Source organism: Enterococcus sp. DIV0170 (genome assembly GCF_051710765.1).
GTDB classification, from domain to species: domain Bacteria; phylum Bacillota; class Bacilli; order Lactobacillales; family Enterococcaceae; genus Enterococcus_A; species Enterococcus_A raffinosus.
Genome location: NZ_JBIOLG010000001.1, coordinates 339700 through 365039, shown reverse-complemented (window position 1 = coordinate 365039; position 25340 = coordinate 339700). Strand labels below are relative to the sequence as shown.

18 protein-coding genes are annotated in these 25340 nt (G+C 39.8%); 8 read left to right on the top strand and 10 right to left on the bottom strand.

All coding sequences use genetic code 11. The annotated features are described in order from the left end of the window. Nucleotides 1-51 precede the first annotated feature (51 nt). Nucleotides 52-1308, bottom strand: a complete 1257-nt coding sequence (locus IGI50_RS01775; protein ID WP_438775955.1) for an extracellular solute-binding protein — start codon at nucleotides 1306-1308, stop codon at nucleotides 52-54. A gap of 331 nt (nucleotides 1309-1639) precedes the next feature. On the opposite strand from IGI50_RS01775, the gene IGI50_RS01770 reads away from it, so the two are divergent. Genes IGI50_RS01770 through IGI50_RS01755 form a run of 4 tightly spaced genes read left to right on the top strand, consistent with a single transcriptional unit; the run spans nucleotide 1640 to nucleotide 7820 of the window. Beyond that, complete coding sequence (locus tag IGI50_RS01770) at nucleotides 1640-2743, top strand: ABC transporter ATP-binding protein (protein WP_218256512.1); 1104 nt, start codon at nucleotides 1640-1642, stop codon at nucleotides 2741-2743. A gap of 14 nt (nucleotides 2744-2757) precedes the next feature. After that, nucleotides 2758-4524 (top strand): glycoside hydrolase family 13 protein, encoded by a 1767-nt coding sequence (locus IGI50_RS01765; RefSeq protein WP_438775953.1) that lies wholly within the window; start codon nucleotides 2758-2760, stop codon nucleotides 4522-4524. Between the two features lie 45 nt (nucleotides 4525-4569). Next, entirely contained in the window at nucleotides 4570-6195 is a 1626-nt protein-coding gene (locus IGI50_RS01760; RefSeq protein ID WP_438775951.1) for a glycoside hydrolase family 13 protein, read from the top strand. A gap of 2 nt (nucleotides 6196-6197) precedes the next feature. Next, nucleotides 6198-7820 carry a glycoside hydrolase family 13 protein gene (locus IGI50_RS01755; protein WP_438775949.1) on the top strand — a complete coding sequence of 541 codons (1623 nt, stop codon included), beginning with the start codon at nucleotides 6198-6200 and terminating at the stop codon, nucleotides 7818-7820. Between the two features lie 25 nt (nucleotides 7821-7845). On the opposite strand, the gene IGI50_RS01750 is transcribed toward IGI50_RS01755, so the two are convergent. Beyond that, nucleotides 7846-8502: a deoxynucleoside kinase gene (locus tag IGI50_RS01750; RefSeq protein ID WP_438775947.1), complete on the bottom strand. Its 657-nt coding sequence runs from the start codon at nucleotides 8500-8502 to the stop codon at nucleotides 7846-7848. A 383-nt stretch (nucleotides 8503-8885) separates the two neighbouring features. Here IGI50_RS01750 and mvk point away from each other — a divergent pair, with 383 nt between their 5' ends. The 4 genes from mvk to fni are packed head-to-tail and all read left to right on the top strand — an operon-like array spanning nucleotide 8886 to nucleotide 12931. Continuing rightward, nucleotides 8886-9827: a mevalonate kinase gene (gene mvk / locus IGI50_RS01745; protein WP_438775945.1), complete on the top strand. Its 942-nt coding sequence runs from the start codon at nucleotides 8886-8888 to the stop codon at nucleotides 9825-9827. Further along, on the top strand, nucleotides 9820-10809 hold the full coding sequence (gene mvaD, locus IGI50_RS01740; RefSeq protein WP_438775943.1) for a diphosphomevalonate decarboxylase: 990 nt from the start codon (nucleotides 9820-9822) through the stop codon (nucleotides 10807-10809). Before mvk ends, mvaD begins: the two co-directional genes overlap by 8 nt. After that, nucleotides 10810-11898 carry a phosphomevalonate kinase gene (locus IGI50_RS01735; RefSeq protein ID WP_218256506.1) on the top strand — a complete coding sequence of 363 codons (1089 nt, stop codon included), beginning with the start codon at nucleotides 10810-10812 and terminating at the stop codon, nucleotides 11896-11898. It abuts the gene before it with no gap. Further along, a complete protein-coding gene (gene fni, locus IGI50_RS01730; protein ID WP_438775940.1) occupies nucleotides 11888-12931 on the top strand; it encodes a type 2 isopentenyl-diphosphate Delta-isomerase in 1044 nt (347 codons plus the stop codon). Before IGI50_RS01735 ends, fni begins: the two co-directional genes overlap by 11 nt. Nucleotides 12932-12949: 18 nt before the next feature. Here the strand turns inward: fni and IGI50_RS01725 are convergent, their stop codons facing one another. The 8 genes from IGI50_RS01725 to IGI50_RS01690 form a co-directional block, all read right to left on the bottom strand. Then, a complete protein-coding gene (locus IGI50_RS01725) occupies nucleotides 12950-13591 on the bottom strand; it encodes a FadR/GntR family transcriptional regulator (protein WP_438775939.1) in 642 nt (213 codons plus the stop codon). Then, nucleotides 13575-14732, bottom strand: a complete 1158-nt coding sequence (locus IGI50_RS01720) for an MFS transporter (RefSeq protein WP_438775937.1) — start codon at nucleotides 14730-14732, stop codon at nucleotides 13575-13577. The genes IGI50_RS01725 and IGI50_RS01720 overlap by 17 nt, the downstream gene beginning before the upstream one ends. A gap of 135 nt (nucleotides 14733-14867) precedes the next feature. Beyond that, a complete protein-coding gene (locus IGI50_RS01715) occupies nucleotides 14868-15341 on the bottom strand; it encodes a hypothetical protein (RefSeq protein WP_010747138.1) in 474 nt (157 codons plus the stop codon). A 280-nt stretch (nucleotides 15342-15621) separates the two neighbouring features. After that, nucleotides 15622-18222 (bottom strand): bifunctional acetaldehyde-CoA/alcohol dehydrogenase, encoded by a 2601-nt coding sequence (gene adhE, locus IGI50_RS01710; RefSeq protein ID WP_438775935.1) that lies wholly within the window; start codon nucleotides 18220-18222, stop codon nucleotides 15622-15624. Nucleotides 18223-18500: 278 nt separating this feature from the next. Further along, on the bottom strand, nucleotides 18501-20093 hold the full coding sequence (locus IGI50_RS01705; RefSeq protein WP_438775933.1) for a SpaA isopeptide-forming pilin-related protein: 1593 nt from the start codon (nucleotides 20091-20093) through the stop codon (nucleotides 18501-18503). Between the two features lie 263 nt (nucleotides 20094-20356). Beyond that, nucleotides 20357-20725 carry a preprotein translocase subunit YajC gene (yajC, locus tag IGI50_RS01700; RefSeq protein ID WP_245001275.1) on the bottom strand — a complete coding sequence of 123 codons (369 nt, stop codon included), beginning with the start codon at nucleotides 20723-20725 and terminating at the stop codon, nucleotides 20357-20359. A gap of 85 nt (nucleotides 20726-20810) precedes the next feature. Further along, complete coding sequence (tgt, locus tag IGI50_RS01695; RefSeq protein WP_010747142.1) at nucleotides 20811-21956, bottom strand: tRNA guanosine(34) transglycosylase Tgt; 1146 nt, start codon at nucleotides 21954-21956, stop codon at nucleotides 20811-20813. 198 nt (nucleotides 21957-22154) lie between these two features. Beyond that, on the bottom strand, nucleotides 22155-24797 hold the full coding sequence (locus tag IGI50_RS01690; protein WP_218256501.1) for a cation-translocating P-type ATPase: 2643 nt from the start codon (nucleotides 24795-24797) through the stop codon (nucleotides 22155-22157). Nucleotides 24798-25340: the final 543 nt, after the last annotated feature.

Below are 25340 nucleotides of genomic sequence, written 5' to 3'. Positions count from 1 at the left end.
AAAGAATTTCGGAGCAAAAAAGGTTAATTTTTTTGCTCCGACATCTACTCCTTACTTGTTGCCAGAGATATCCTCAACTAGTTGATCTAACTTCGCTTGATATTGATCTGGCTTGATTTTTCCATTGTAAGTATCACTTAAAACGGCTGCAGAGGCTGTCCAAAAATTCGTCATTTCAGGAATCTTCGGCATAACAACAGAGTAATCCGAACCACTCATGGTAACGACCGTTTTCGCTAATTCATCATTCGCTACATAATCCGCTTGTTGAACCGTTGTATTCGATGGAATAATATTTCTCGTTTCATCTTTAAACTGAGCTTCTTGTGTCGCAGCATTAGATAGGTAAGCCGCAAGTTTGTAATCTGCTGCAATTTTTTTCGAATCACCATCAGCAGGAGCTTGGTTTACTGCATATAATTTCACACCTAAGAAGGCTTTTTGTTGGACTTCACTGCCCCCGATAGTAATTTTCGGATAAACTGCGATTCCTAAATTATCTTTTCCAACCGCTTCAATCGCTTTATCTTTATCCCATGGACCCGATTCAAACGCCGCAATCTTCTCGTTCTCAAATTGCGAAATATAATCGTCTCCGACATTCACAAATCCAGAATTATTCTTCTGATCTGCGATCCATTGTAAGACTGAAACACCCGCAGAATTATTCCAATCTGTCCCGTTCACGTCTTCTCCAGTATCGCCAAATAGCTTATCACCTACCGACATGAACAATGGACCAATTTTATAAGCATCGACAGCCTTTAAATTCGCACCGAAAGTCGCTTCTTTAGTAATGTTCTCATAGGTTCCGACTTGGTCTTCACTCAACAATTTTTTATTGTAATAAAGCACTTGAGATTCGATTCCGTATGGGAACGCATAGACCTTGTCTTTATACGTAGCCCCTAACAATGCTGTTTCCGACTGTTCCTCTTTAATCTCGTTTGCATATTTTTCAGGAATTTCTTGAATAACCCCAGAGTCTACTAATTGTCCTAACTGATCATGAGGCAGCGCAAAAACATCTGCCGCAGAAGAAGGATCTTTTTTAACATTTTCTTGAGCCTTCGAGTCTTCAGTTTCAACAACCTTTACATTGATATCTGGATTGTCCTTTTTAAAGTCTTCTAAAACTTTCGTATAGAATTTTTTTGAATCCGTTGTAACCCATAACGTCACATCTGTTTTATCTGATGAGCTAGCCGCTTTCTTTTCATCAGAACCTGACCCACATGCAGTCAATGTTAAAACAGCTGCTCCTAACATTGCCCCTGACAATAAATACTTCTTCAATTTACTTTTCATTCCGCTTCCTCCTGCGTTAGTTGATTTTTGCTACAAAACATATTATGCAACCGATTGCTCATTTTTGCAATAGAAAGCGCTTAAATTATTTTATTTTTTTGAATTTATTTTATTTTAAACAAAAAAATTGTTTTTTTAAATCTCATGTCCTTCATTTCTAAAAGACTATTAAGCATTGTTAATACAGCGTTTAACTTATATACATCGCTTGTTAAACATTATAAAATACAAATTATTTAACTATCGAAATATAAATTACACATTTGCAACCGATTGCATAATATGTAATAATTGCACCACAATAACCTATTAAATCCAAAGGAGCATTAGAATGGTCGAATTAAATTTGAAACACATTAACAAGAAATACCCAAACAATAATGCCTACTCTGTCAAAAATTTTAATCTTCATATCAAAACGCATGAATTCATCGTCTTCGTTGGTCCCTCAGGTTGCGGAAAATCCACCACACTTAGAATGATCGCGGGATTGGAAGATATCACTGATGGCGAATTCGAGATCGATGGAATTAGAATGAACGATACTCCTCCTAAGGATCGTGATATTGCGATGGTTTTTCAAAATTATGCCCTTTATCCTCATATGACTGTTTTCGAAAATATGGCTTTTGGATTGAAATTGCGAAAATATCCTAAAGATGACATCAAACAACGTGTAGAAGAAGCTGCGAAAATCTTAGGTTTGACAGAATTGTTAGATCGAAAGCCCGCAGACATGTCAGGCGGCCAACGGCAGCGAGTTGCTATGGGTCGTGCCATCGTCCGTGATGCAAAAGTATTTTTGATGGATGAGCCTTTATCTAATTTAGATGCGAAACTCCGCGTACAAATGCGAGCAGAAATCGCTAAAATCCATCAAAACTTAGGTTCCACGACAATCTATGTAACTCACGATCAGACGGAAGCAATGACTTTAGCGGATCGTATCGTCATTATGAATGAAGGGGTCATTCAACAGGTGGGATCTCCTCAGGAACTATATAATAGACCAGCGAACAAATTTGTTGCCGGCTTTATGGGTAGCCCAGCAATGAATTTCTTTGAAGTTACTTTTAAAAATGGACGCATCACAAATCATAAAGGTCTGGATCTCCCTTTGCCGGAAGGACAAGTAAAAACGTTAACGGGTCAAGGTTATGAGGGAAAAACAGTAACTTTTGGGATTCGACCAGAAGACATTACAGCAGAAGAGGTTGCTTTAGAAGCTTATGAGAATTCCGTTGTCTCTGCCACCGTTGTTGTCAGCGAACTGCTTGGATATGAGTCCATGCTGTACTCCACAATCGGTGACACAGAATTCATTTCTAAAGTAGATGCTCGAGATTTTCATAATCCTGGCGAACAAATCTGTCTCGCCTTCAATTTAAATAAGGCTCGCTTCTTTGATTTCGAAACGGAAGAGGCAATCTATTAGTAACGGAGGTTTACATGAACACAGCAGCAATTTATCATCGCACTGAAAGTGAATTTGCCTATTTATACACAAACGAAATAATGCATATACGTTTGCGTACCGCTCGGGCAGATTGTAAAAACGTCTCATTAGTCCACGGAGACCCCTATCAACTAGACAAACAACGCTGGTATAGCAAACCCGCAAAAATGAGGAAGACCCTATCTACCGATCTGTATGATTATTGGGAAATTGATGTTACTGCTCCTCACCGACGTCTGGGTTACGGTTTTATCGTTACAGGCTACGACGAAACCTCTGTTTTTTTTACAGAACATGGAGTTTTCCCTGTTGAAGAAATCTATTTGTTGATGGCTAATAACTATTTCCGTATGCCCTTTTTCCATGAGATCGATCGCTTCAAGGCACCTCAGTGGGTAAAAGAAACCGTTTGGTACCAAATTTTTCCTGAGCGTTTCGCTAATGGTGATCCAAGTAACGATCCAGCAGATGTACTCCCTTGGGCTAGTAAGGAATTTCCTGGACGACAAGATTTCTACGGCGGAGATCTTCAAGGAGTTATTGATCACCTAGACTATTTAAGTGATCTAGGAATTAATGGCATTTATTTTTGTCCAATTTTCACCGCTCCTACCAATCACAAATACGATACAACGGATTATTTAGAAATTGATCCTGGGTTTGGCGATAAAGAGCTCTTTCGAAAATTAGTCGAAGAATGTCATCGTCGCGGGATACGTGTCATGTTAGATGCGGTATTTAATCATATTGGTGATACCTCTATGCAATGGCGTGATGTCCTAGAAAAAGGAGAGCAGTCTCGCTTTAAAGATTGGTTTCATATCCATTCTTTCCCCGTTCACTATACAAAAACAGACGACTTTGAAGTTGCGGAAGATATGAATTATGATACGTTCGCTTTTACACCTCATATGCCAAAATTAAATACCGCAAACAAAGAAGTTCAGGAATACATCTTAACGATTGCAAAATATTGGATCCAAGAATTCGATATCGATGCTTGGCGGTTAGATGTAGCTGATGAAGTGGATCATCATCTTTGGAAAAAATTCGCGGAGACCTGTCACGAATTAAAAGATGATTTCTATATTCTTGGAGAAGTTTGGCATAGCTCACAGCCTTGGTTGCAAGGCGATGAATTTACCGCGGTGATGAATTACGCCTTTACTGAATCTATCACGAACTATTTTTTAGAGAAAAAGATTCCGTTGGATAAATTAGTCAGCAATCTAAACGAACAGTTAACATTGTACCGCAAGCAAACAAATCAAATGATGTTAAACACGATCGACAGTCACGATACACCTCGTTTATTAACACTTGCCGGCGGCGACAAGAACCTAATGAAACAAGTTCTAGCGTTTCTTTACTTGCAACAGGGGGTTCCTTGTCTTTACTACGGGGACGAAGTCGGCATGGATGGCGGTATGGACCCTGATTGTCGAAAATGCATGGTCTGGGATCCTAAAAAACAGGATTTGAATCTTTTTGCATTTGTAAAGGAATTGATTGCGTTTCGCCGAGAAAATCAATTCATTCTTTCCGAAGGCTCGCTAGAATGGCAGAAAGTTGATGCGAACACTGGAACGTTAATCTTTACAAGAACTATTCCAGATGAATGCATGATCGGCATTTTCAATACAGGTGATCTACCAATCGTTGAGCATTCTCTAGGCGAATCCATCATGCTGCATCTAGCTGATGCAGACAGCGATAGAATTACGATTGAACCGAATGGTTTTGCAATTTTAAAAAAATAACGGAAGGCTAGATCCTTTCCTCATTTTCATAGGAGTGTGACGTTTATGAGCCACTGGTGGCAAGAAGTCGTTGTTTACCAAATTTATCCACGCAGCTTTCAAGACACAAACGGCGATGGGATCGGAGATCTAAAGGGAATTATTTCACGACTGGATTACCTGCAAAAACTTGGAATTGGGGCCATTTGGCTAAGTCCGGTTTACCAAAGTCCAAATGATGATAACGGCTATGATATTTCAGATTATCAAGCCATCATGCAAGAATTCGGCACGATGGCAGAGATGGAGCAATTAATTCATGAAGCGAAAGAACGCGGCATTCGAATTATCTTAGATTTAGTCGTCAATCACACTAGCGATGAACACCCTTGGTTCATCGAAGCACGAAACTCCAAGGACAATCCTTACCGTGATTTTTATATCTGGCGTGACCCAGTCAATAATACTTATCCAAATGATTTGAAGAGTATCTTCAGCGGACCTGCTTGGCAATATGACGAAAAGACGAAACAATATTACCTCCATCTATTCAGCCAAAAGCAGCCCGATCTAAACTGGGAAAACGCTTCTGTTCGGCAAGCTGTATACGACATGATGAACTTTTGGATCGATAAGGGCATTGGTGGTTTTCGGATGGATGTCATTGACTTGATTGGAAAGATTCCGGATAAAAAGATTACTGGTAACGGGCCTAAACTCCATAAATACTTACAGGAAATGAATCACGCGACCTTTGGCAACAAAGAGCTTTTGACTGTTGGCGAAACATGGGGAGCGACGCCTGACATCGCAAAACTTTATTCTGACCCTTCTCGCGAGGAATTATCTATGGTTTTCCAGTTTGAACACATTGGTTTAGATGAAGTAGCGGGACAATCTAAGTGGGTCAGCCGACCGTTACAGATTAAAGAATTAAAAACTGTTTTTTCAAAATGGCAAACTGAATTAGGTGATAACGGTTGGAATTCCCTTTTTTGGAACAATCATGATCTCCCTCGTATTGTTTCTCGTTGGGGAAATGACGAGGACTATCATGAGAAATCAGCAAAGATGCTAGCTATTTTACTCCATTGCATGAAGGGCACACCTTACATTTATCAAGGAGAAGAAATCGGCATGACCAATCATGTAGTTACTGACATTGAAGAAGTCGAGGATATTGAAAGTCGAAATATGTATTTCGAACAGCTCTCAGCAGGACAATCAAAGGAAACCTTATTAAACGCGATCAATCAAAAAGGAAGAGATAACGCGAGAACTCCGATGCAATGGGATACGTCTCCTCAAGCTGGTTTTACAACAGGAACGCCTTGGCTCGCAGTTTCACCAAACTATTCCAAAATCAACGTTACAAAAGCTTTGCATAATCCCCAATCAATTTTTTATACCTATCAAAAATTGATTCAATTACGTAAAGAGCACCCGATTATGGTTTGGGGAGATTATCAGTTACTGCTTGACACAGCGGATGAAGTATACAGCTACCTTCGAATCTACGAAGACAAACGATGGTTGGTCGTCGCGAATTTCTCAAACACCCCTCATTCCTTTACTTTCCCAGAAGGAAACTTAGGAAAAGTGATTATTTCAAACTTAACATCAGATATTCCTCGCGAGCAAACTGTTAATTTAGCTCCTTGGGATGCTTTTGTAGTAGAGCTAGGAGATTAATAATGAGTAAATGGTGGAAAAATGCTGTAGGATATCAAATCTATCCCCGCAGTTTCATGGATAGCAATGATGATGGAATTGGTGATCTAAAAGGAATCCAGTCAAAACTTCCCTATTTGAAAGAATTAGGGATTGATTTTATTTGGCTCAACCCTATCTATCAAAGCCCCAACATAGATAACGGCTATGACATCTCCGATTATCAAGCAATCAATCCCGAATTTGGTACACTTGAGGACTTGAAGAACTTGCTCGAAGAAGCCCATGCGCAAGGAATTCGCCTCATCATGGATTTAGTAGTAAACCACACCAGTGATCAGCATCCTTGGTTCATCGAATCAAGAAAAGACAGAGAAAATCCTTATCGAGATTATTATCTGTGGGCTGATGCAACCCCTGAAAAAATGCCTAATAATTGGCAAAGTTTTTTTGGAGGATCAACTTGGACCTATGACCAGCAAACGAAGCAAGCGTATTTTCATGTTTTCGCAAAAGAACAGCCTGATCTCAACTGGAAAAATCCAGCAGTGCGAGAAGAAATCTATCAAATGATTCGCTGGTGGCTCGATTTTGGTATCGACGGTTTTCGTTTAGATGCGATTAGTCACATTCAAAAAGAACCTTGGGATTTTAAAATTACCGATAATCCATGGGCACCTTTCATGAATGTCTCCGGTATCGAAACATATATGTCTGAATTGCGAGAAATCTTCCGCAGCTACGACATTATGACTGTCGGTGAAGCAAGCGGAGTCAATAGTAAGAAGGCTCCTTTTTGGACACATGAAGAAGACGGTTATATCGATATGATCTTTGAATTAGAACACCAAGTTCGAAGCGGAGAACCTGGTCAAGAGGTGGGCGATCTCTTAGGGTTCAAAAAAGTCTTGTCACGATGGCAAAAAGACCTGCAGCCGATAGGGTGGAATGCACTTTATATCGATAATCATGACAACCCTCGTAGTAACTCCGTTTTTGGAAACGGAACAAGTGAGTCGGCATCCGCACTAGCAACTGCCTATATGCTCTTAAGAGGAACACCCTTTATCTACCAAGGACAAGAATTAGGGATGACCAATTATCCTTTCGAATCGATTGATGAAGTGAACGCGACAGATTCATTAGCATCCTATCACGCTTGGCTTGAACAAGGATTGTCGCCTGAGGAAGCTCTACGTTTAACCACTCATTGGACTCGAGATCACTCTCGCACTCCAATGCATTGGAACAACTTTGGCGGTTTTTCTAATAGCCTGCCTTGGATGAAGGTAAATCCTAACACTGACAAAATCAATGTTGCTATGCAGCAAGCGGATCTTTTCTCTCCGCTCAACTACTATAAAAAGTTGATCTCATTGAGAAAATCAATGCCTGTTTTTATTTCTGGAAGTTATCAAATTGAATTGCCAAAACACCCGACAGTCTGGGCTTATACACGCAAAACAGTATCCGATGAAGCCTATGTCATCACTAACTTGAGCGATCAGCTACAATCTGTTACTCTGCCAAACCGTTGGATAAATACAGCAACTACGATATTACTGGCAAATTACCCCGACCCATCGTGGAAAAAAACAATGACATTACGTCCTTTCGAGGCGATAGTGGTAAAAAAAGATGCTTAACCCCATTGAGTTAAGCATCTTTTGATTATTCCACTACTGCGCCTTGAACTTCTAAAATTTTTTCATCAATCAAACGAATCACTTCATCACGAGCCGCCGCATCATCTACAAAGTTCAAACGATCACCATCAATTTGAATTTTAGGGCTCTCATTGTACTCTTCATACCATTGGTCGTAACGGCTATTTAATTCTTTATAATAATCATAGAGTGTTGGATCAAATTCTAATTGTTCATACTCTCGTCCACGTTTTTGAATACGTTCCATCATCGTTTCAAAGGAAACTCGAATATGCACTAATAAATCAGGATGTTTTTTGTGAGCGGCGTAAGGCAGCTCTTGCATCATATTCGCTAATAATTCATCGTAGACCTTCACTTCCGTCTCAGTTGCACGACCAAGATCGGCGTTTAAATGAAACAATAATGAATCTTCATAGATCGAACGATCCAAAACATTGTTATCATCCTGCATCGCTTTTTTGATGCTATCAAAACGTTTATTCAAAAAATAAATCTGTAGTAAAAATGCATACTGTTCTGGATCAGCATAAAACAGCGGTAATACTTCATTATCATCAATGGATTCATAAAAAGCTTGACTGCCTAAATGCTCTGACAGCATCGCGGTCAAACTTGATTTCCCTGCTCCAATGGTTCCTGCTAATACGATCACGCTCATAAACCTCCAACTCATTTCATACAAAATATAGTGCGTTTTTTTCAACTTATCTAATATACCCCCAATATCTTGTGCCGTCAATTGAAATACTTCTAAAAAAAAGCATTTTCTTCTTCTAAGGAATGTTTAAAAAATCGTTGATTTTCAAAATCTTTTCAAGGGTTTCGTTTACTTGTCGGCTTTCTCTGAGTAAAATGAAAAAGAGAAATAAATAAATAGTCGTTATAAAGAAAAATCAACCCCTGTTTATTCAGGTGGAATACAAAAAAACGTATTGCTTTCACTAGAAAAATAATTGCTTTAAAATCATTAACAGACAGCAATAAACCGCAGAAATATTTTTTTGGGAATAGTTACTCTAAAACGAAATAGGGGTTTTTTTAATGAAATCGATTGGCACGGGTTATGCCAGTGGGAAAATTATATTAATGGGAGAACACTCGGTTGTCTATGGAGAACCAGCGATTGCTTTTCCCTTTTCAGGAACAGGAATCCAAGCAACGATTCGCGCGAATAAATTAGAATCGTGGATTGAATCCAGTTTCTTTCACGGACCGCTTTCAGAAGCGCCTAATACAATGCGCAATGTTACGGTCTTACTTTGGTATTTGGTAAAGCATTTCAAAATTCCAGAACCATTTTATTTAAAAATAGAAAGCACGATTCCAGCAGAACGCGGAATGGGCTCTAGCGCAGCGGTAGCAGTCGCGATTACTCGTGCTGTCTTTGATTGGATGGAAGAACCAGCCACTCAGGAAAATGTGCTGCATTTCGTAAATCAAGCAGAAGCTGTGGCGCACGGAAATCCTAGCGGAATTGATGCGACCACTATCAGCGGTACTGAACCAATTCTTTATCAAAAAGGGATTGGTTTCCAACCCTTCCAATTGAACATGGATGCCTTTTTAGTGGTGGCCGATACCGGCGTTAAAGGACAGACTCGTAAAGCGGTTAAGGACATTGCTAAACTGATGGAAATGCGTCCTTACGAAACGAATAAGCAAATGCGAACACTGGGTAAATTGACTGCCCAAGCTCAAAAAGCCATTTTACAAAATCGACCACAAATTTTAGGCGATTGTATGAATCAAGCACAAGGTCTATTGCGTTTATTAGGAACGAGCAATCGGCATTTAGATCATTTGATTGAAACGGCATTAGAAAATCACGCTTTAGGCGCGAAGCTAACAGGTGGCGGCCGTGGCGGCTGCATGATTGCTTTAGCTGAAGACGAAACAAGCGGGCGACAATTGCAACAGATTCTATTGGATGCAGGCGCACGAAATACATGGATCGAAGGGTTAGGTGTCTATGCGCATGTTTAATGGTAAAGCTCGGGCTTATACGAATATTGCCTTGATAAAATATTGGGGGAAAGAAAATCAAGAGCTGATCATTCCAATGAATAACAGCTTATCACTAACATTGGATGCGTTCTATACTGAAACAAGCGTTACTTTTTCAGAAGACGTGTCCGAGGATCTCTTCTATCTAGACAATCAACTGCAGGATTCGAAAGCGACCCTAAAAGTGAGTCGCTTTCTTGATTTAGTGCGCGCTAAAGCAAACACTAACTTGGCCGCAGTTGTCAAAAGTCAAAACTTTGTCCCTACAGCAGCTGGCTTGGCTTCTTCTGCTAGCGGGTTGGCGGCTTTAGCTGGTGCAGCTAGCGCAGCGCTAAACTTAGACCTGTCACCAGAAGAATTATCCCGTTTGGCTCGTCGTGGATCTGGCTCTGCTTGTCGTAGCATTTACGGCGGGTTTGCTGAATGGCAAAAGGGCGACTCCGATGACTCTTCTTTTGCTGTCAACATTCCTAGTGACGGCTTTGAAAACGAGCTTAGTATGCTCTTCATAGTGGTTAACGACGCACAAAAAGACATCTCCAGCCGCGACGGTATGCAGCGAACAGTCGAAACATCCGCTTTCTATGACGGCTGGCTACAGACTGTACCGCAAGATCTTAAGAAAGCACGAAAAGCCATCGAGGATAAAGATTTTACTGCTCTTGGAGAAGTCACTGAAGCCAGTGCCTTAAAAATGCATGGAACGACCTTAGCGGCAACTCCCCCATTTACCTATTGGTCAGCAGAAAGTATGAAGGCGATGAATCTCGTTCGTCAGATCAGAGAAAATGGGCTGGCTTGTTACTTTACGATGGATGCTGGTCCCAATGTCAAAATTCTAGTTGAACGTAAAAATGAAGAAGCATTGTTAGATACCTTAAAAGACCACTTTAACCCACAACAAATCGTTGTTGCTCATGCTGGTCCTGCTATTGAAATCTTGTCAGAGGAGGAGAATTAAATGATCGAAGTGACTGCACCTGGAAAATTATACATCGCCGGTGAATATGCGGTCGTTGAACCGGGACATCCGGCAATCATCGTTGCGATCGATCAATTCATTTCCGTCTCTATTGGTCCAGCTAAAAAAAGCGGCAGTATCCAATCCGCTCAATATAGCGACATGCCGATTCGTTGGACACGACGTAAAAATGAATTAGTCTTAGATATTCGAGACAATCCGTTCCATTATATATTGGCTGCCATTCACTTTACTGAAAAATTCGCTCAAGAAAAAGGTAAGCAGCTAGCCTTCTTCGACCTAAAGGTTACCAGCGAATTAGATAATTCCAATGGACGAAAATACGGTTTAGGCTCCAGCGGCGCTGTAACAGTGGCTACTGTCAAAGCACTGAACGCATTTTACGAACTAAATCTTTCTCAACTTGAATTATTCAAACTGGCTACACTGGCTCACCTGAACGTCCAAGGCAACGGCTCCTGCGGCGATATCGCAGCTAGCTGTTATGGCGGATGGCTCGCATTTTCAACCTTTGATCATGATTGGGTATTGGAAAAATTAGCTACTGAAAAAATGACTACCTTGATTGAAAGTGATTGGCCAAATCTAAAGATCGAACCCTTGCAAGTTCCCGAAGATTTGCGCTTATTGATTGGCTGGACTGGCAGTCCAGCATCAACTTCAGATTTAGTGGATCAAGTTCATCAATCCCGTGAAGAAAAGAAAAACTCTTATGAGAATTTCTTAAACGAGAGTAAAAACTGCGTAGATCTAATGATCCAAGGCTTCAAACAAAACGATATTGCTTTGATCCAAAAAATGATTCGCAAAAACCGCAGTTTATTAAATCAGCTTACTAGCCTAAGCAACGTATCCATTGAGACCGAAGAATTGAAACGCTTGAATGACCTAGCAGAAAAATATGGCGGTGCCGCAAAATCTTCTGGCGCAGGCGGTGGCGATTGCGGAATCGTGATTGTTGATAAACGTGCCGGTATCTTACCGTTGATGAGTTCGTGGGAAAAAGCGGGCATCACCCCGTTACCTTTACATGTCTACCATCTTACGGAGGATCGCCATGAATCGTAAGGATGAACATGTTTCATTAGCTAGAGCTTTTCATCAGAAACCCAAAGAAAATGATTTCGACGCAATTCGTCTCGTTCATTCTTCTTTGGTCAATACACGTCCAGAAGAAATTGACTTGAGCACAGATATTTTAGGACTAAAGCTCAGTGTCCCCTTCTACATCAATGCCATGACTGGTGGCAGTGAAAAAACAAAAAAAATCAATCATGATTTAGCAATCATCGCTCGAGAAACCGACCTAATGATGGCTACTGGTTCAGTTAGCGCAGCATTAAAGGACCCTAGTGTTGCCGATTCCTATACCGTAGTTCGGGAAGTAAATCCCAATGGCTTGATCTTAGGGAACATGGGGGCAGGAAGAACCAGTGAAGATGCAAAAAAAATCGTAGATCTGCTACAAGCAGATGGCATGCAGATTCATCTGAATGTACCACAAGAACTTGTCATGCCTGAGGGCGATCGCGATTTTCATGAATGGCAAAAAAATATCGAAGAAACCATCCAGCAATTATCTGTTCCGGTGATTGTGAAGGAGGTCGGCTTCGGTATGAGCAAAGAAACCATCCAGCAGCTGCAATTGCTTGGCGCCCAAGCAGCAGATGTCTCAGGACGCGGTGGCACGAGCTTTTCTCAAATTGAAAATGCTCGTCGGAAAAAACGAGAATTGGACTATTTGGATGATTGGGGTCAATCAACAGTTATCTCACTGCTAGAAGCCCAAACGATCGAGGATATGACCATTTTGGCTTCTGGCGGCATTCGCGACGCGTATGATATTTTTAAGGCACTCTGTTTAGGCGCTAAGGCTGTCGGCATTTCAGCAGCCATCTTAGATCACCTTATAAGCAATGGCATTGACGCGACAATCGAATTGATTGAAGACTGGAAGATACAGTTGCATCGCCTGTACCTTATGACGGATAAAGCCGCAACGACTGATTTGATTCATAACCCTATTATTCTAAGCGGTGCGCCAAAAGAATGGTGCCAAGCTCGAGGAATTGATTATAAAAAATTAGCGGTACGCTGCTAGCCAAAAAAGAGGATGCGATCAAATGATTGCGTCCTCTTCGTCTATAAAAATATTTTTTTGAATCATCGCCTGAACTTCTTCCACTTTCCTATCAAGTAATGCCCGATAAATCTTATTATGCAAACTTGTATTATCCTGATACGCTTCCATTCGCAAGACCTGTTGACTCAAATGTAATTTTATATCAGGAAGTAGCTCATTGTACCACTTGATTAAAAAGGGATTGCGACTCATAGAAACAATTTGTTGATGGAAAGTCAAATCTGCATCAATGTATTCGGAAAATTTCCCCGCTTCCAGCAACTGATTCCGTTGAAACAGCACTTCTTTCAACTCCAGCATTTCCTTATCCGTTTGGTGTTTTGCTGCCATGATAGATGCTTGGGTCTCAATCATAGATCGTGCCTGCAAGAGCTCCTTCGTTGAATACTCACCGATTATGCCATTTTTGATGAAGGTTCCAGAACCTTGCTTCACCTCTAAAATATTACTAAAAGCTAGAATTTTAACCGCTTCACGCAATGTGGAACGACCAACACCAAAAAACTCAGCTAATTCCTTTTCGACGGGTAGTTTATCTCCTATCATCAGCTCTTTTTGCTGAATGTAATTCTCCAGCTGTTGAATCGTTTCGTTCACCAGATTACGATTTTTCGTCATTCTCATAGCCTCTTCCTTGAATTGTCAGTAGTAGTATCCCGCTACACAAAATAATCATACCATATAAGAAGATGTTGAAGGATTTAAAAATATCGACAAAAATCCCTAAAAGAATCGGAATCATTCCACCCACAATATAGCCAAAAGATTGGATCATTCCTGTCCATAAACTTGCCTCTAAAGGATCCTCACTAGCCTGAAGCGGCAACAACATCGCTATAGGAAAATAACCGCCTAGACCAAAACCAACCAGAAAAATACCGACAATCAAGAGAAAAAACACATTCATCATCAAGCAGACTATCCCCAAAACGATCATTACGCCACAAAGAATGATCCAATTTCGAATCTTTCCCCAATGGTCCATCAATACTGGAATAACAAAACTAAAAAGCATTTGCACTATCACAAATAATGTTAAGTATTGACTAGCTGTCTCACGAGAAAAACCTTTTTGAACAAGCAGTTCGACTAACCACGTGCTCATTCCATAAAACATGCCTGATTGTAAGCCAAAAAATAGAACCATCTTCCAAGCTTGCTTATTACTAAGTGGAAACCCCTTTACTTTAGCTACTGAGCTCATCATTTGAACAGACTTCTTTCCCATCATAACGAACCAAATTAATCCCGCTAGAATAGCTAACAGACTCCAAATTCCTAACGCAAAGGGCCAAGTGTTTTTAGCTAACGAAAGACTAAACCTCGATGCCGTAGCCGATCCCACCCCCATACTGATTGAATAAATACCAATTAGCAAGCCTGTTTGTTTTGGAAAAAACTCCTTAATCAAGCTTGAAAGCAAGGGACCGATGATTGAGATTGAAAAGCCAATGACAATAGCAGAAACGACTAAACTTATATAACTTGAAAATATTCCCCGACTGGCGGTTGCTATCGCCAATAAAAATAGACAAGCCAGAATGCTTCGATCACGACCGAATTGTTGCTGCATTCGTTTGACACCAAACGCCATCATGCCCATGCATATTACAGGAATACTTGTTAATAAACTTACTTGAAAATTGTTCAGCTGCAAGTCCTGCTTGATCATTCCAATTAATGGCGGTATGGATGAAATCCCCAATCGAAGATTCAACGCTACGATAAATACCACAAAAATCATTTTTTTATTTTTCATGATGCACTCCTTTCAAATTCATATGATGTATTTCAAAACATCATATCATTCATCGAAGAGCACATCAATCAGTCGTTCTTTATTTGTGTCATCTAATTCAAAAATCAAAAAAAAGAAACCCACGAATGGATTTCTTTATCTTCTAAGAAGTCGTTGCAGCCAGTTTTTCTTCTCACCGATCCGAATATTTCCGCTGATTTTTTTTGCATCCAACATAGATTGAAAATAGATATTGTCTTGCAGTAATAACTGATTAATAATCTGCAAGCGTCTAAAATGCTTTTTCTTGCTCGCATCGAACTCTAGCTCCTCTGGTAAATTCCCAGAAACCTCAAGACGAGCATAATCTCTTTGAACCAGTTTCATCAGTTCGTATTGCTGCGTCAAAAGTCGATTGATTTGCTTGATTTCAGGAGGTGCCACAGAAAATTTTGAATCCGAGGGAGCCAAGCGACTCAACGCGGCAACATAATCTTGCATATCTAACATAAAGATATGATTTGCTTTACTTGCCATTAACTTCTTTTCATTTGTTAAATAATCAATTAATGCACCTAAACGCGCATTTGATTCACTTAGTTCTTTTATCTCTCGCTTCAGCTTCTCCATGCCCTCGAACCCTTCTTCTTATCCTAATTCTAGTCTATCGTTTTTCACAGACTATAACAATCAAAGAGATTCATTTTTCCTAAAAAAATTGAATCTTTTAAATAAAAACAATCGAAATTATTTTTTTCTAAAAAATATGTAAATTTCCCATAACTCGCTATTGTCTTTGGGACATCGATCGAAAATAATTTTGACAGCTATCCATTTACTATTTGTTTGCCTAACAGGATAAGAAATGTTCAAAAAAAAGAACCCTCATAAAGAGGGCTCTCGCTAAACTCTACGCTTTGTAATCGTAAGCTGTTACGATGATTTCTTTCAGCTCGCTGATTAATGGTTCTTTAGGGTTCGCTGTTGTACATTGGTCTTCGTAAGCTAACTCAGCCATACGATCCACTGTTGTATTCAATGTTTCTTGAGTCACGCCTTGCGCTTTCAAGTTCATATCAATACCACAAGCTGCTCCTAAGTTGTAAACTGCTTCGATTAGTGCTTCCACTAATTCAGCTGTTGTATTGCCTTTAAGTCCTAAGAACTTCGCGATATCAGCATAATCAGCATCGGCACGGAAGTAGTCGTATTTAGGGAACATCGCATGTTTTTGAGGATCTTTGGCATTGTAACGGATGATATGAGGCAATAGAATTGCGTTCGTACGTCCGTGAGGGATACCATATTCTCCACCAATTTTATGAGCGATTGAGTGACAAATTCCTAAGAATGCATTGGCGAAGGCCATACCAGCCATTGCTGATGCGTTATGCATTTTTTCACGTGCTTCTGGATCAGCTGTTTTAACAGATTTTTCAAGGTTTTCAAAAACGATCTTGATTGCTTGTAAGCTTAATCCGCGAGTGTAGTCAGATGCCATAACAGATACATAAGACTCGATCGCATGTGTCAATACGTCCATACCAGTATCAGCTGTTACTGAAGCAGGTACTGTCATAACAAATTGAGGGTCAACAATCGCTACATCCGGTGTTAACGCGTAATCTGCTAATGGGTATTTCACGTGTGTTTCACTATCTGTAATAACGGCAAATGGTGTTACTTCAGAACCAGTACCAGAAGTTGTCGGGATACATACGAACTGAGTTTTTTCAGGTTTGCCGATATTGTAAGTCCGTTTACGAATATCTAAGAATTTTTGTTTCGCGCCGAAGAATGAAGTGTCTGGGTGTTCAAAGAACATCCACATGCCTTTCGCCGCATCCATTGCTGAACCACCACCAAGAGCGATGACTGTATCTGGTTGGAACTCGTTGAACATTTCTAGCCCTTTGTAAACAGTGTTTGTTGAAGGGTTTGGTTCAACATCAGAGAACACTTCGATTTTCACATCATTTTTACGACGTCCAAGAACTTCGCGAACGATGTCAGCATACCCAAATTGAACCATACCAGGGTCACAAACTAACATAACACGTTCAACATTTTCCATTTGCGTCAAATACAATAGAGAGTTCTTTTCGAAGTAGATTTTTGATGGTAATTTAAACCATTGCATATTATTTCTCCGTTTCGCTATAGTTTTAACATTGATTAAGTTAATAGCAGATACGTTCTTAGATACAGAGTTCTTACCGTATGAACCACAACCAAGAGTCAATGATGGGATCATTTCATTGTAGATGTCACCGATACCGCCTTCAGCAGATGGTGAATTTACTAAGATACGGCAAGCTTTCATACGTAAGCCGAATTTCACTTGTAAATCTTCATCTTCAGTATGGATAACCGCTGTATGTCCTAATCCGCCTAACTCAAGCATGCCTTGGCAAAGATCAAATCCATGTTGGTGATCATTTGCTTTAATCATAGCTAAAACTGGAGAAAGTTTTTCACGAGATAATGGATAATCCGCACCCACGCCATCTAATTCCGCAATCAGGATTTTAGTTCCCGCTGGAACTTTGATTCCTGCGCGTTGCGCGATATCTTCAGCTGAATGACCAACGATTGCAGGATTTACTGCATATTTTCCTTCGTTCATTACAGCGTCTTCTAATCTCTTCAATTCTGCTTTCTTCACTACATATACTTGATGTGCTTGGAACTCAGCTTTTACTTCTTCATAGACTTCTTTGTCAACGATGACCGCTTGTTCAGAAGCACAAATCATTCCGTTATCAAAAGATTTAGAAACGATCAAATCATTTACCGCACGTTTGATTTTTGCAGTTTTTTCAATGTATGAAGGTACGTTACCAGCACCTACACCTAAAGCTGGTTTCCCAGTAGAATATGCTGATTTAACCATGCCAGGTCCGCCAGTCGCAAGGACGATTGCTACACCTGGGTGATTCATTAACATTGAAGTTGCGTCGATCGATGGCTTTTCGATCCATTGGATACAGTTTTCAGGAGCGCCCGCTGCGATTGCAGCATCACGAACGATACGTGCAGCTTCAGCTGAACATTTTTGAGCACTTGGATGGAATGCAAAAACGATTGGATTCCCTGTTTTCAATGCAATCATTGATTTGAAGATTGTAGTAGAAGTTGGGTTCGTGGTAGGTGTTACCCCACAAACAACACCGACAGGTCCGGCAACTTCAATTAAACCTTTTTGTTTGTCTTCACCGATTACGCCAACTGTCTTATCATGTTTGATACTGTTCCAAATATACTCTGATGCGTACATATTTTTGATTGCTTTATCTTCGACAATCCCACGGCCAGTTTCTTCAACCGCCATTTTTGCCAACATCATGTGTTTGTCTAGTGCAGCCATTGCCATTTCATGAACGATATGGTCAACTTTTTCTTGATCGAAATCTTCCATTTCTTTCAGAGCAACATTTGCTTTTGCCGCTAATTCATCAATCACTTGCTCAACGCTGATCGCGTCTTTTTCCTTTTCAATCGCTTTAGCCATGTGTATCCTCCTAAAAATTTTTGTGTTACTTTTCACATACACATCATACAACACAGCCGATCGTTTGTAAATACTTTTTGTGATTTTTTTCACACCATTTCGTTTTATTAACAAACTCCCTATTTTAAAGACTTTCGTAACATTTGTTTTTATAGTAACTTTAACTAATTCTTTACTCTTTTAAAGAACTTTTTTCACAAATGCAATTTACCCGTTAATTGCTTTTTCGGATTATACGAAATTAGTGGCTACCCAAATGAATTTCTATTAAGTCTGCATTAACTGGTCCTTTTAGCACTTAATACAAAAACTGTCCCTACCAAGAGGATGCAGCCTATAATAGAGAGAAGTTTATTATTAGACATCCCTGTTTTTGGATATTGTTTTTTAGTTGCAGTTGATGCTGATTGGCTTGATTGTTCGCGGCTGCTTTCTTTTGTTGTGTCCATTTCTTTTGAAGCATTCTTTTTCGTAGCTGCTGTCTCGCCTTCCTTGATATTCTCTTTTGTTAAGGAGATTCGCTTATTTTTTTTGGTAAAGGTAAATGTTATCGGCTCATTATTCAATGTATAGCCTTCAGGTGCTCTTATTTCTACTAATGAATAGTTACCTTCTGGCAACGGATGAATGTGCAGCAGGCCATTCTTATCCGTTATTAGCTTCTTACGAAGATACATCTTCTCTCCCTTCTCGTTGCTTAATTCAAATTCTGCACCTGAGAGCTTCTCTCCCGTTACCGAATCGATTTTAGTTAAATTGATACCGTCTTTATTCTCTGAACTAGTGGTTGAAGTAGGGGTAGTAGACTTTTGAGCTGTCATCTTTTCTTTTGTAGAAGGTTTTCCAATTGTTATTTCTGACTGTTCCTTTCGACTCTGAAGAATAGCTGTCGCAGGAACAAAAACTTGATCACTAGAGACCTGTCCTCTTAAGGAAATTTGATTTAAGACAAGAAATTTATTGGTTTGGGTATTTTGAGTTCGAAAATTATATTGATTTCCTTCACCAGCTCCGCCTGTAATTACTGTTTGATACCCTGGAGTAGAAACCTCACGAATTAAATAGCTGTGTCCATCGCTTAACAATGACTTCCAGTCTTTCAAACCCTCGATCCTGTCTAAATACTTTCCCTGAGGAGACTTATTTTTATAGAAGGAAACTTTGACTACTTCCCCTTTTTTTACTATCTTTTTTTCAGTAATCCCATAAGCAACTGCTTTAACAGGCTGCGTTTGATCCACGATCACATATTCGAAATGTTGAAATTCAGGCAAGTCACCAATTCCTGTTACTTGGGCTTCTACTTGGATTGGACTAGCCTTTGAAGTTACTGAATCGATAATTGTCAATTTGTGATTTGTCAGCGAATCATTGCCTCCTAGATTAATACCATTGCCTGCTTTTACAGCTTTCACTTTAATTGTTAATGGAATATTTATCAGCTCTTTTTGACTTGCTCCTAGGTCATTAAGTCTTACAGTAAAACGATTATTTCTTAGAAAAGCCTGACCAATCGTCTCTTTGATGACAGAATTAGTCAAATCCAATGTCGGCTCCTCTATATAAGTATGGAGAAACCGTTCATCGGGCAACGTAAAAGCAAATGTATCTCCCGCTTCCACTTCTTTCATGTTTTCTGTACTAATGGTCCATAAGTAGCTCAATTGGACAATCTCGTCTACTTGAACTTTATTCGCTTCAGAAACTTGAATCCCGTTCTCTTTGGATACTTCTACCCCAAGAACCTCTACCTTATCTGTAACATCTTTCGCCGCGCTTGTAACCACAGGAGAAAACACACTAGTCATTGTCATACTCAGCCCCAATAACAAAAGAAGGACAAGGATAGATACACCATTTCTTTCTCTCATTCTTTTCCCCTCCACTATCGTTTTATTCCACTAAACAAAAGAACACGTGCGTCATAACTATTTCCTAGTACTGATTCCTCTACTGGCAAAGTACCTCTCTTTTTTTATTTTCTCAGATTATCATTAGCAAAAGAGATGGTTTTAAAATCTTATATTCCTTATTTTTAACAGCTGATAAGTAATCTGGTTTTTGCGAGAAAACAAAAAAAGGTGCGTATAATTACGCACCTCAACGATTATAATAGTAAGAACAATAATAAATCTTACTTATCTTCTGTTTTATCTTCAGGTTTTTCTTCCACGACAGTTTCAGTAGGCTCTGTTGTTTCTGGTTCAACAACTTCCGTTTCAACAGGGGCTGCCGCTGGACGGACACCAGACTTCACCGTTCTGATTGAAGAACGATCAAATACTAGATAAATTCCTTCACAGTCTAACGTAACTGTTTTATCGTTGTTGTTGATCTCAGAGATCACACCATGAAGTCCGCCAATAGTAACTACGCTATCTCCGACCTTCATTGCATCTAATAAACTTTGACGTTCTTGCTGTTGTTTCTTTTGAGAACGGTTCATCATAAAGAACATTCCCAGCATTAATACTAGCAAGATAATCATTGAAAAGTTTCCCATTTTAAATTTCCCCTCGCATTCTTAGTAAATCCACTTTTAACTGTAACAAAGTTTCCAGCGTTACACTAGCCTTTTTAATCAGACTTTAGAAACTTTTTGCGTTTTGCTTGTTAAAACCATATTCTTCAAAGAAGGCTTGACGAAATTCTAATAAGTTATCATCCATAATTGCTTGACGAACTTGCTTCATCAAGTTGATCAAGAAATACAAATTGTGATAAGAAGTCAGGCGAATCCCAAAGGTTTCATCACAGTGGATCAAATGACGAATATATGCACGTGTATAATTACGACAAGTATAGCAATCACACTTTTCATCTAGAGGACGGAAATCATGAGCGTACTTCGCATTTTTAACGACTAATCGACCAGCAGACGTCATACAGGTACCATTACGTGCTATACGTGTTGGCAGCACGCAGTCAAACATGTCAACACCGCGTATGACACCATCTATTAATGAATCGGCTGCGCCAACTCCCATAAGATATCGAGGTTTGTTTTCTGGAATTAACGGTGTAGTAAATTCTAATACTCGGTTCATTTCTTCCTTTGGCTCACCAACAGAAAGCCCGCCGATAGAATAGCCAGGAAAATCCATACTTACAAGATCTTTCGCGCTTTGACGTCGTAGATCCTCAAAGCCAGCCCCTTGAATAATCCCGAATAGGCCTTGAGTCGCTGGATTCGCATGTGCTTTTAGGCCGCGTTCAGCCCAGCGAGACGTACGTTCAACAGATTTTTTGACATAATCATAGCTTTCATCAAATGGTGGACACTCATCAAAGCTCATCATAATATCTGAGCCTAATTTATTTTGAATATCGATCGCTTTTTCTGGTGATAAGAACATCTTCGAACCATTTAAATGATTTTTAAAATGAACTCCTTCTTCGACGATATTGCGCATATCAGCCAGTGAAAAGACTTGGAAACCGCCAGAATCGGTTAAGATTGGCTGATCCCAATTCATAAATTTGTGCAGGCCGCCTGCTTCAGCGACCAAATCTTCTCCTGGACGCAGCCAAAGGTGGTAGGTATTACTTAAGATAATGCCGGCACCCATCTCCTTCAATTCTTCTGGTGACATTGTTTTTACTGTAGCAAGCGTCCCTACGGGCATAAACATAGGGGTCGGGAAAGTACCGTGAGGCGTAATGATCTCGCCCAAGCGTGCGCCTGTATGTTTTTCTTTCTTTATTAAACGATAAGAAATGGCAGGTTCAGTCATTTAATTTCCTACTTTCTTCTATATGTATGTGTTTGCAACTTGTACCATAATACTGGTTTTAACTTGCTTTTGCAACTTCTCTTACAGCGATCCTAAGAAGAACTTAAACAGACTCAAAATCTCTTTTTGCGTATAACCTTTCCCTTACTATTAAAAAAAGTCTTCGATGGAAAGAATGACCATCGAAGACGTTCGTTTCTAGATATTTTTCGGATCTACTTCTGGTGCTTTATGGAACTTGATTAGCTCGTTCACTATGATTGGTACAATTGAAAGCAAGATCGCAATCACCCAATGATTCATACTGATTGGTACAAGATAGAACAATTCTTGTGTCTGAGGAATTAGCGCAATTGCCGTTGTAATTCCTAATGCTAACCAGGCCATTTGAGCCAATGATTTATTCGTTGCTAAATCTACTTTAAAAATCGATTTACTACTACGTACATTAAATACGTGCAGGATTGATGAGTAAGCTAAAACTAGAAATGCAACAGTTTGCCCAACTTCCAAACTTGGTGGCGTAAAGTAGCTAACATGTTCAACAAATGCCCCAATATAGAAACCAATCAGAGTCACAACCGTAAAGACCGCTGCGTTCAAACCAATTTTTTCCCATAGACCGCGAGCAAAGATTCCTTCATCGCGAGGAATTGGTTTTTCATCCATGATTCCAGCTTCAGCCGGTTCTCTCCCCAACGCAAATCCAGGAAGCCCATCTGCTACCACGTTTACAAACAACAATTGTACTGCCGTAAACGGGGCACCCCAGCCTAATAGCATTGCAATCACTACAATGAAAATTTCTGAGATATTACAGCTTAATAAAAAGTTGATTGCTTTACGAATTCCTTGGTACACAGAACGTCCACGAGCTACTGCATCAACGATTGTTGCGAAATTGTCATCGGTCAACACCATATCGGCTGCACCTTTAGCAACATCGGTACCGGTAATTCCCATGGCACAACCAACATCACTCGCTTTTAATGCTGGAGCATCATTGACGCCATCTCCAGTCATCGCTACGACAGCGCCTGTACGTTGCCAGGATTTGACGATTCGAATTTTATCTTCTGGTGTCACACGTGCATAAACAGATAAGTCCTTCACACGTCCATCAAGCTCTTCATCACTCATTTTTTGTAATTGAGCACCAGAGATCGCTTCTTTCCGAGTTTTCATGATTCCTAATTCTTTGGCGATAGCTCCGGCAGTAACGACATGGTCCCCGGTGATCATCACTGTTTTGATCCCTGCTTTTTTGGCACGTGCAATAGCTGCTTTTGATTCTGGTCTTGGCGGATCAATCATACCGATCAAGCCCATCAAGCGCAAATCTTTTTCTAATGCTTCCGAGGTTATGTCCTTAGGTTCTTCTTCATGGATCGCATAACCTACAGCAATGACTCGTAACGCTTTTTTCCCGAAACGGTCATTAACGATCGCCGCCTGATCTACATCCCCGTAATGGAATTTTGGTAGTAACACGTCGAAAGCACCTTTAGTAATAGAAATAAATTTCTTCCCGCGCTTATGTACAGTCGTCATCATTTTCCGATCAGAGTCGAAAGGAATTTCACCGATTCTCGGGTATTTTTCTTCCAGTTCAGCTTTCGTATGATAATTTTCCTCTACTGCGCGAACAATTGCTGCTTCTGTAGGATTGCCTTTAATTTCTAATTCATTGTCATCATTTTCCACAATGACATCGGTACATAAAGCCGCAATGCTCAAAACTTCCATCGCTTCTTCCGTCATACCTTCTTCAGTATCAACGACCGAATCACCATGTGTCCAGACACGACGAACACGCATTTTGTTTTGAGTCAATGTCCCAGTTTTATCAGAACAAATCACGTTTGCTGATCCTAAAGTCTCCACAGCTGGTAATCGGCGAATAATCGCATTCTTTTGCGCCATTTTTTGAACGCCATAGGCTAATGTTAATGTCACAATAACCGTCAATGTTTCCGGCACGGCCGCCACAGCTAAGGAAATCGCTGTGATAAACATATCCAACATTGGTTCGCCTTGCATCTCTCCAATGAAAAACACAAAAGCCGCAGCTGCCAAAGCGATCAAACTGATCCGTTTCCCTAATTGATTTAATCGTTTTTGCAGAGGTGTTTTTTGTGTTTCATCACTATTTAAAAGACCGGCGATTTTTCCCATCTCAGTCTTCATACCAGTTGCAGTTACGATTGCTTTCCCGCGACCATTAACTACTGTCGATCCTTTGTAAAGCATATTCAAGCGATCACCTAATGCATCGTCCTCTTCGCCTTGATATTCTGGATCTTTCATCACTGGTTCACTTTCACCAGTTAATGCTGATTCCTCTACACGTAATTGTGACGCTTCTACGATTCTTGCATCCGCAGTGATCATTGAGCCAGATTCAAGTAGTAGTGTATCCCCCGGCACAAGATTCTCAGCATCAATTTCTTCTTGTTTTCCATCACGCATGACAGTCGCTGTCTGCTTATTCATATCTTGCAAAGCAGATAATGCTTTCTCCGCATTTCCTTCCTGCACGATCGCCAAAACCGAATTAATCACAACAATAGCTATAATTAGAAAACTTTCGAAATAATCACCATGATCAGTCGCTATAGCGGTATAAAGGGATATAACTGCTGCAACTAATAAAATAATCGTTGTAAAATCTGTCAAACTATGAAAAAATTTTTTAATCAAGGATTCCTTTGGCGCTTCATCAAATTTATTTTTTCCGTTATTTTTTATTTGTTCCTGTACTTTATCTTCCGTCAATCCATCAGCTAAATCAGCGTCAAATTCGCTAACTACGGTATCTATCGTCTCTTTGTAGGGTTCCATCCCATCCCTCCTTTTCGTTATAAAAAACCTGTCTATATTATTACTATAACACAGAAAAGAGTCTTAACTCAAAGCATACACCTTGTCTTTTGATCAAAAAGTAACAAAATTAATCTTTCTAAATAACCAAGTGTAATCGCTTCCAAAAACAACTCAAATGTGCTATATTATAGATACAAGGAAGGAGGAACTTAGATCATTCGAAGGATTTCTCGATAAGAAAGTAGAAAAAAGTAAACAATAAAATTGTTAGTAATACAAGATTCACCGAAAAGTTGTCAAGAGTGTACGTGTGAAGTATTTCTTTATAAATAGTGAATGCGTATCAGAGGTTGAGTAGTACATCAAACACACAAGTAAAAAGATACGTAAGTAAGAAAAAAGTTTCTTAAAACTGAATAAAAGTGAAAACGTAGTAAAAACAAATATTTATGTTTATAGTCAAGAAATTCATGTAATACTTTGCATGTATCATAAAAAGTAATATAAAATTCGAATGAACTAATCCTTCCGATATTCTAAGAGCCAGGCAGTCGAGAGCCT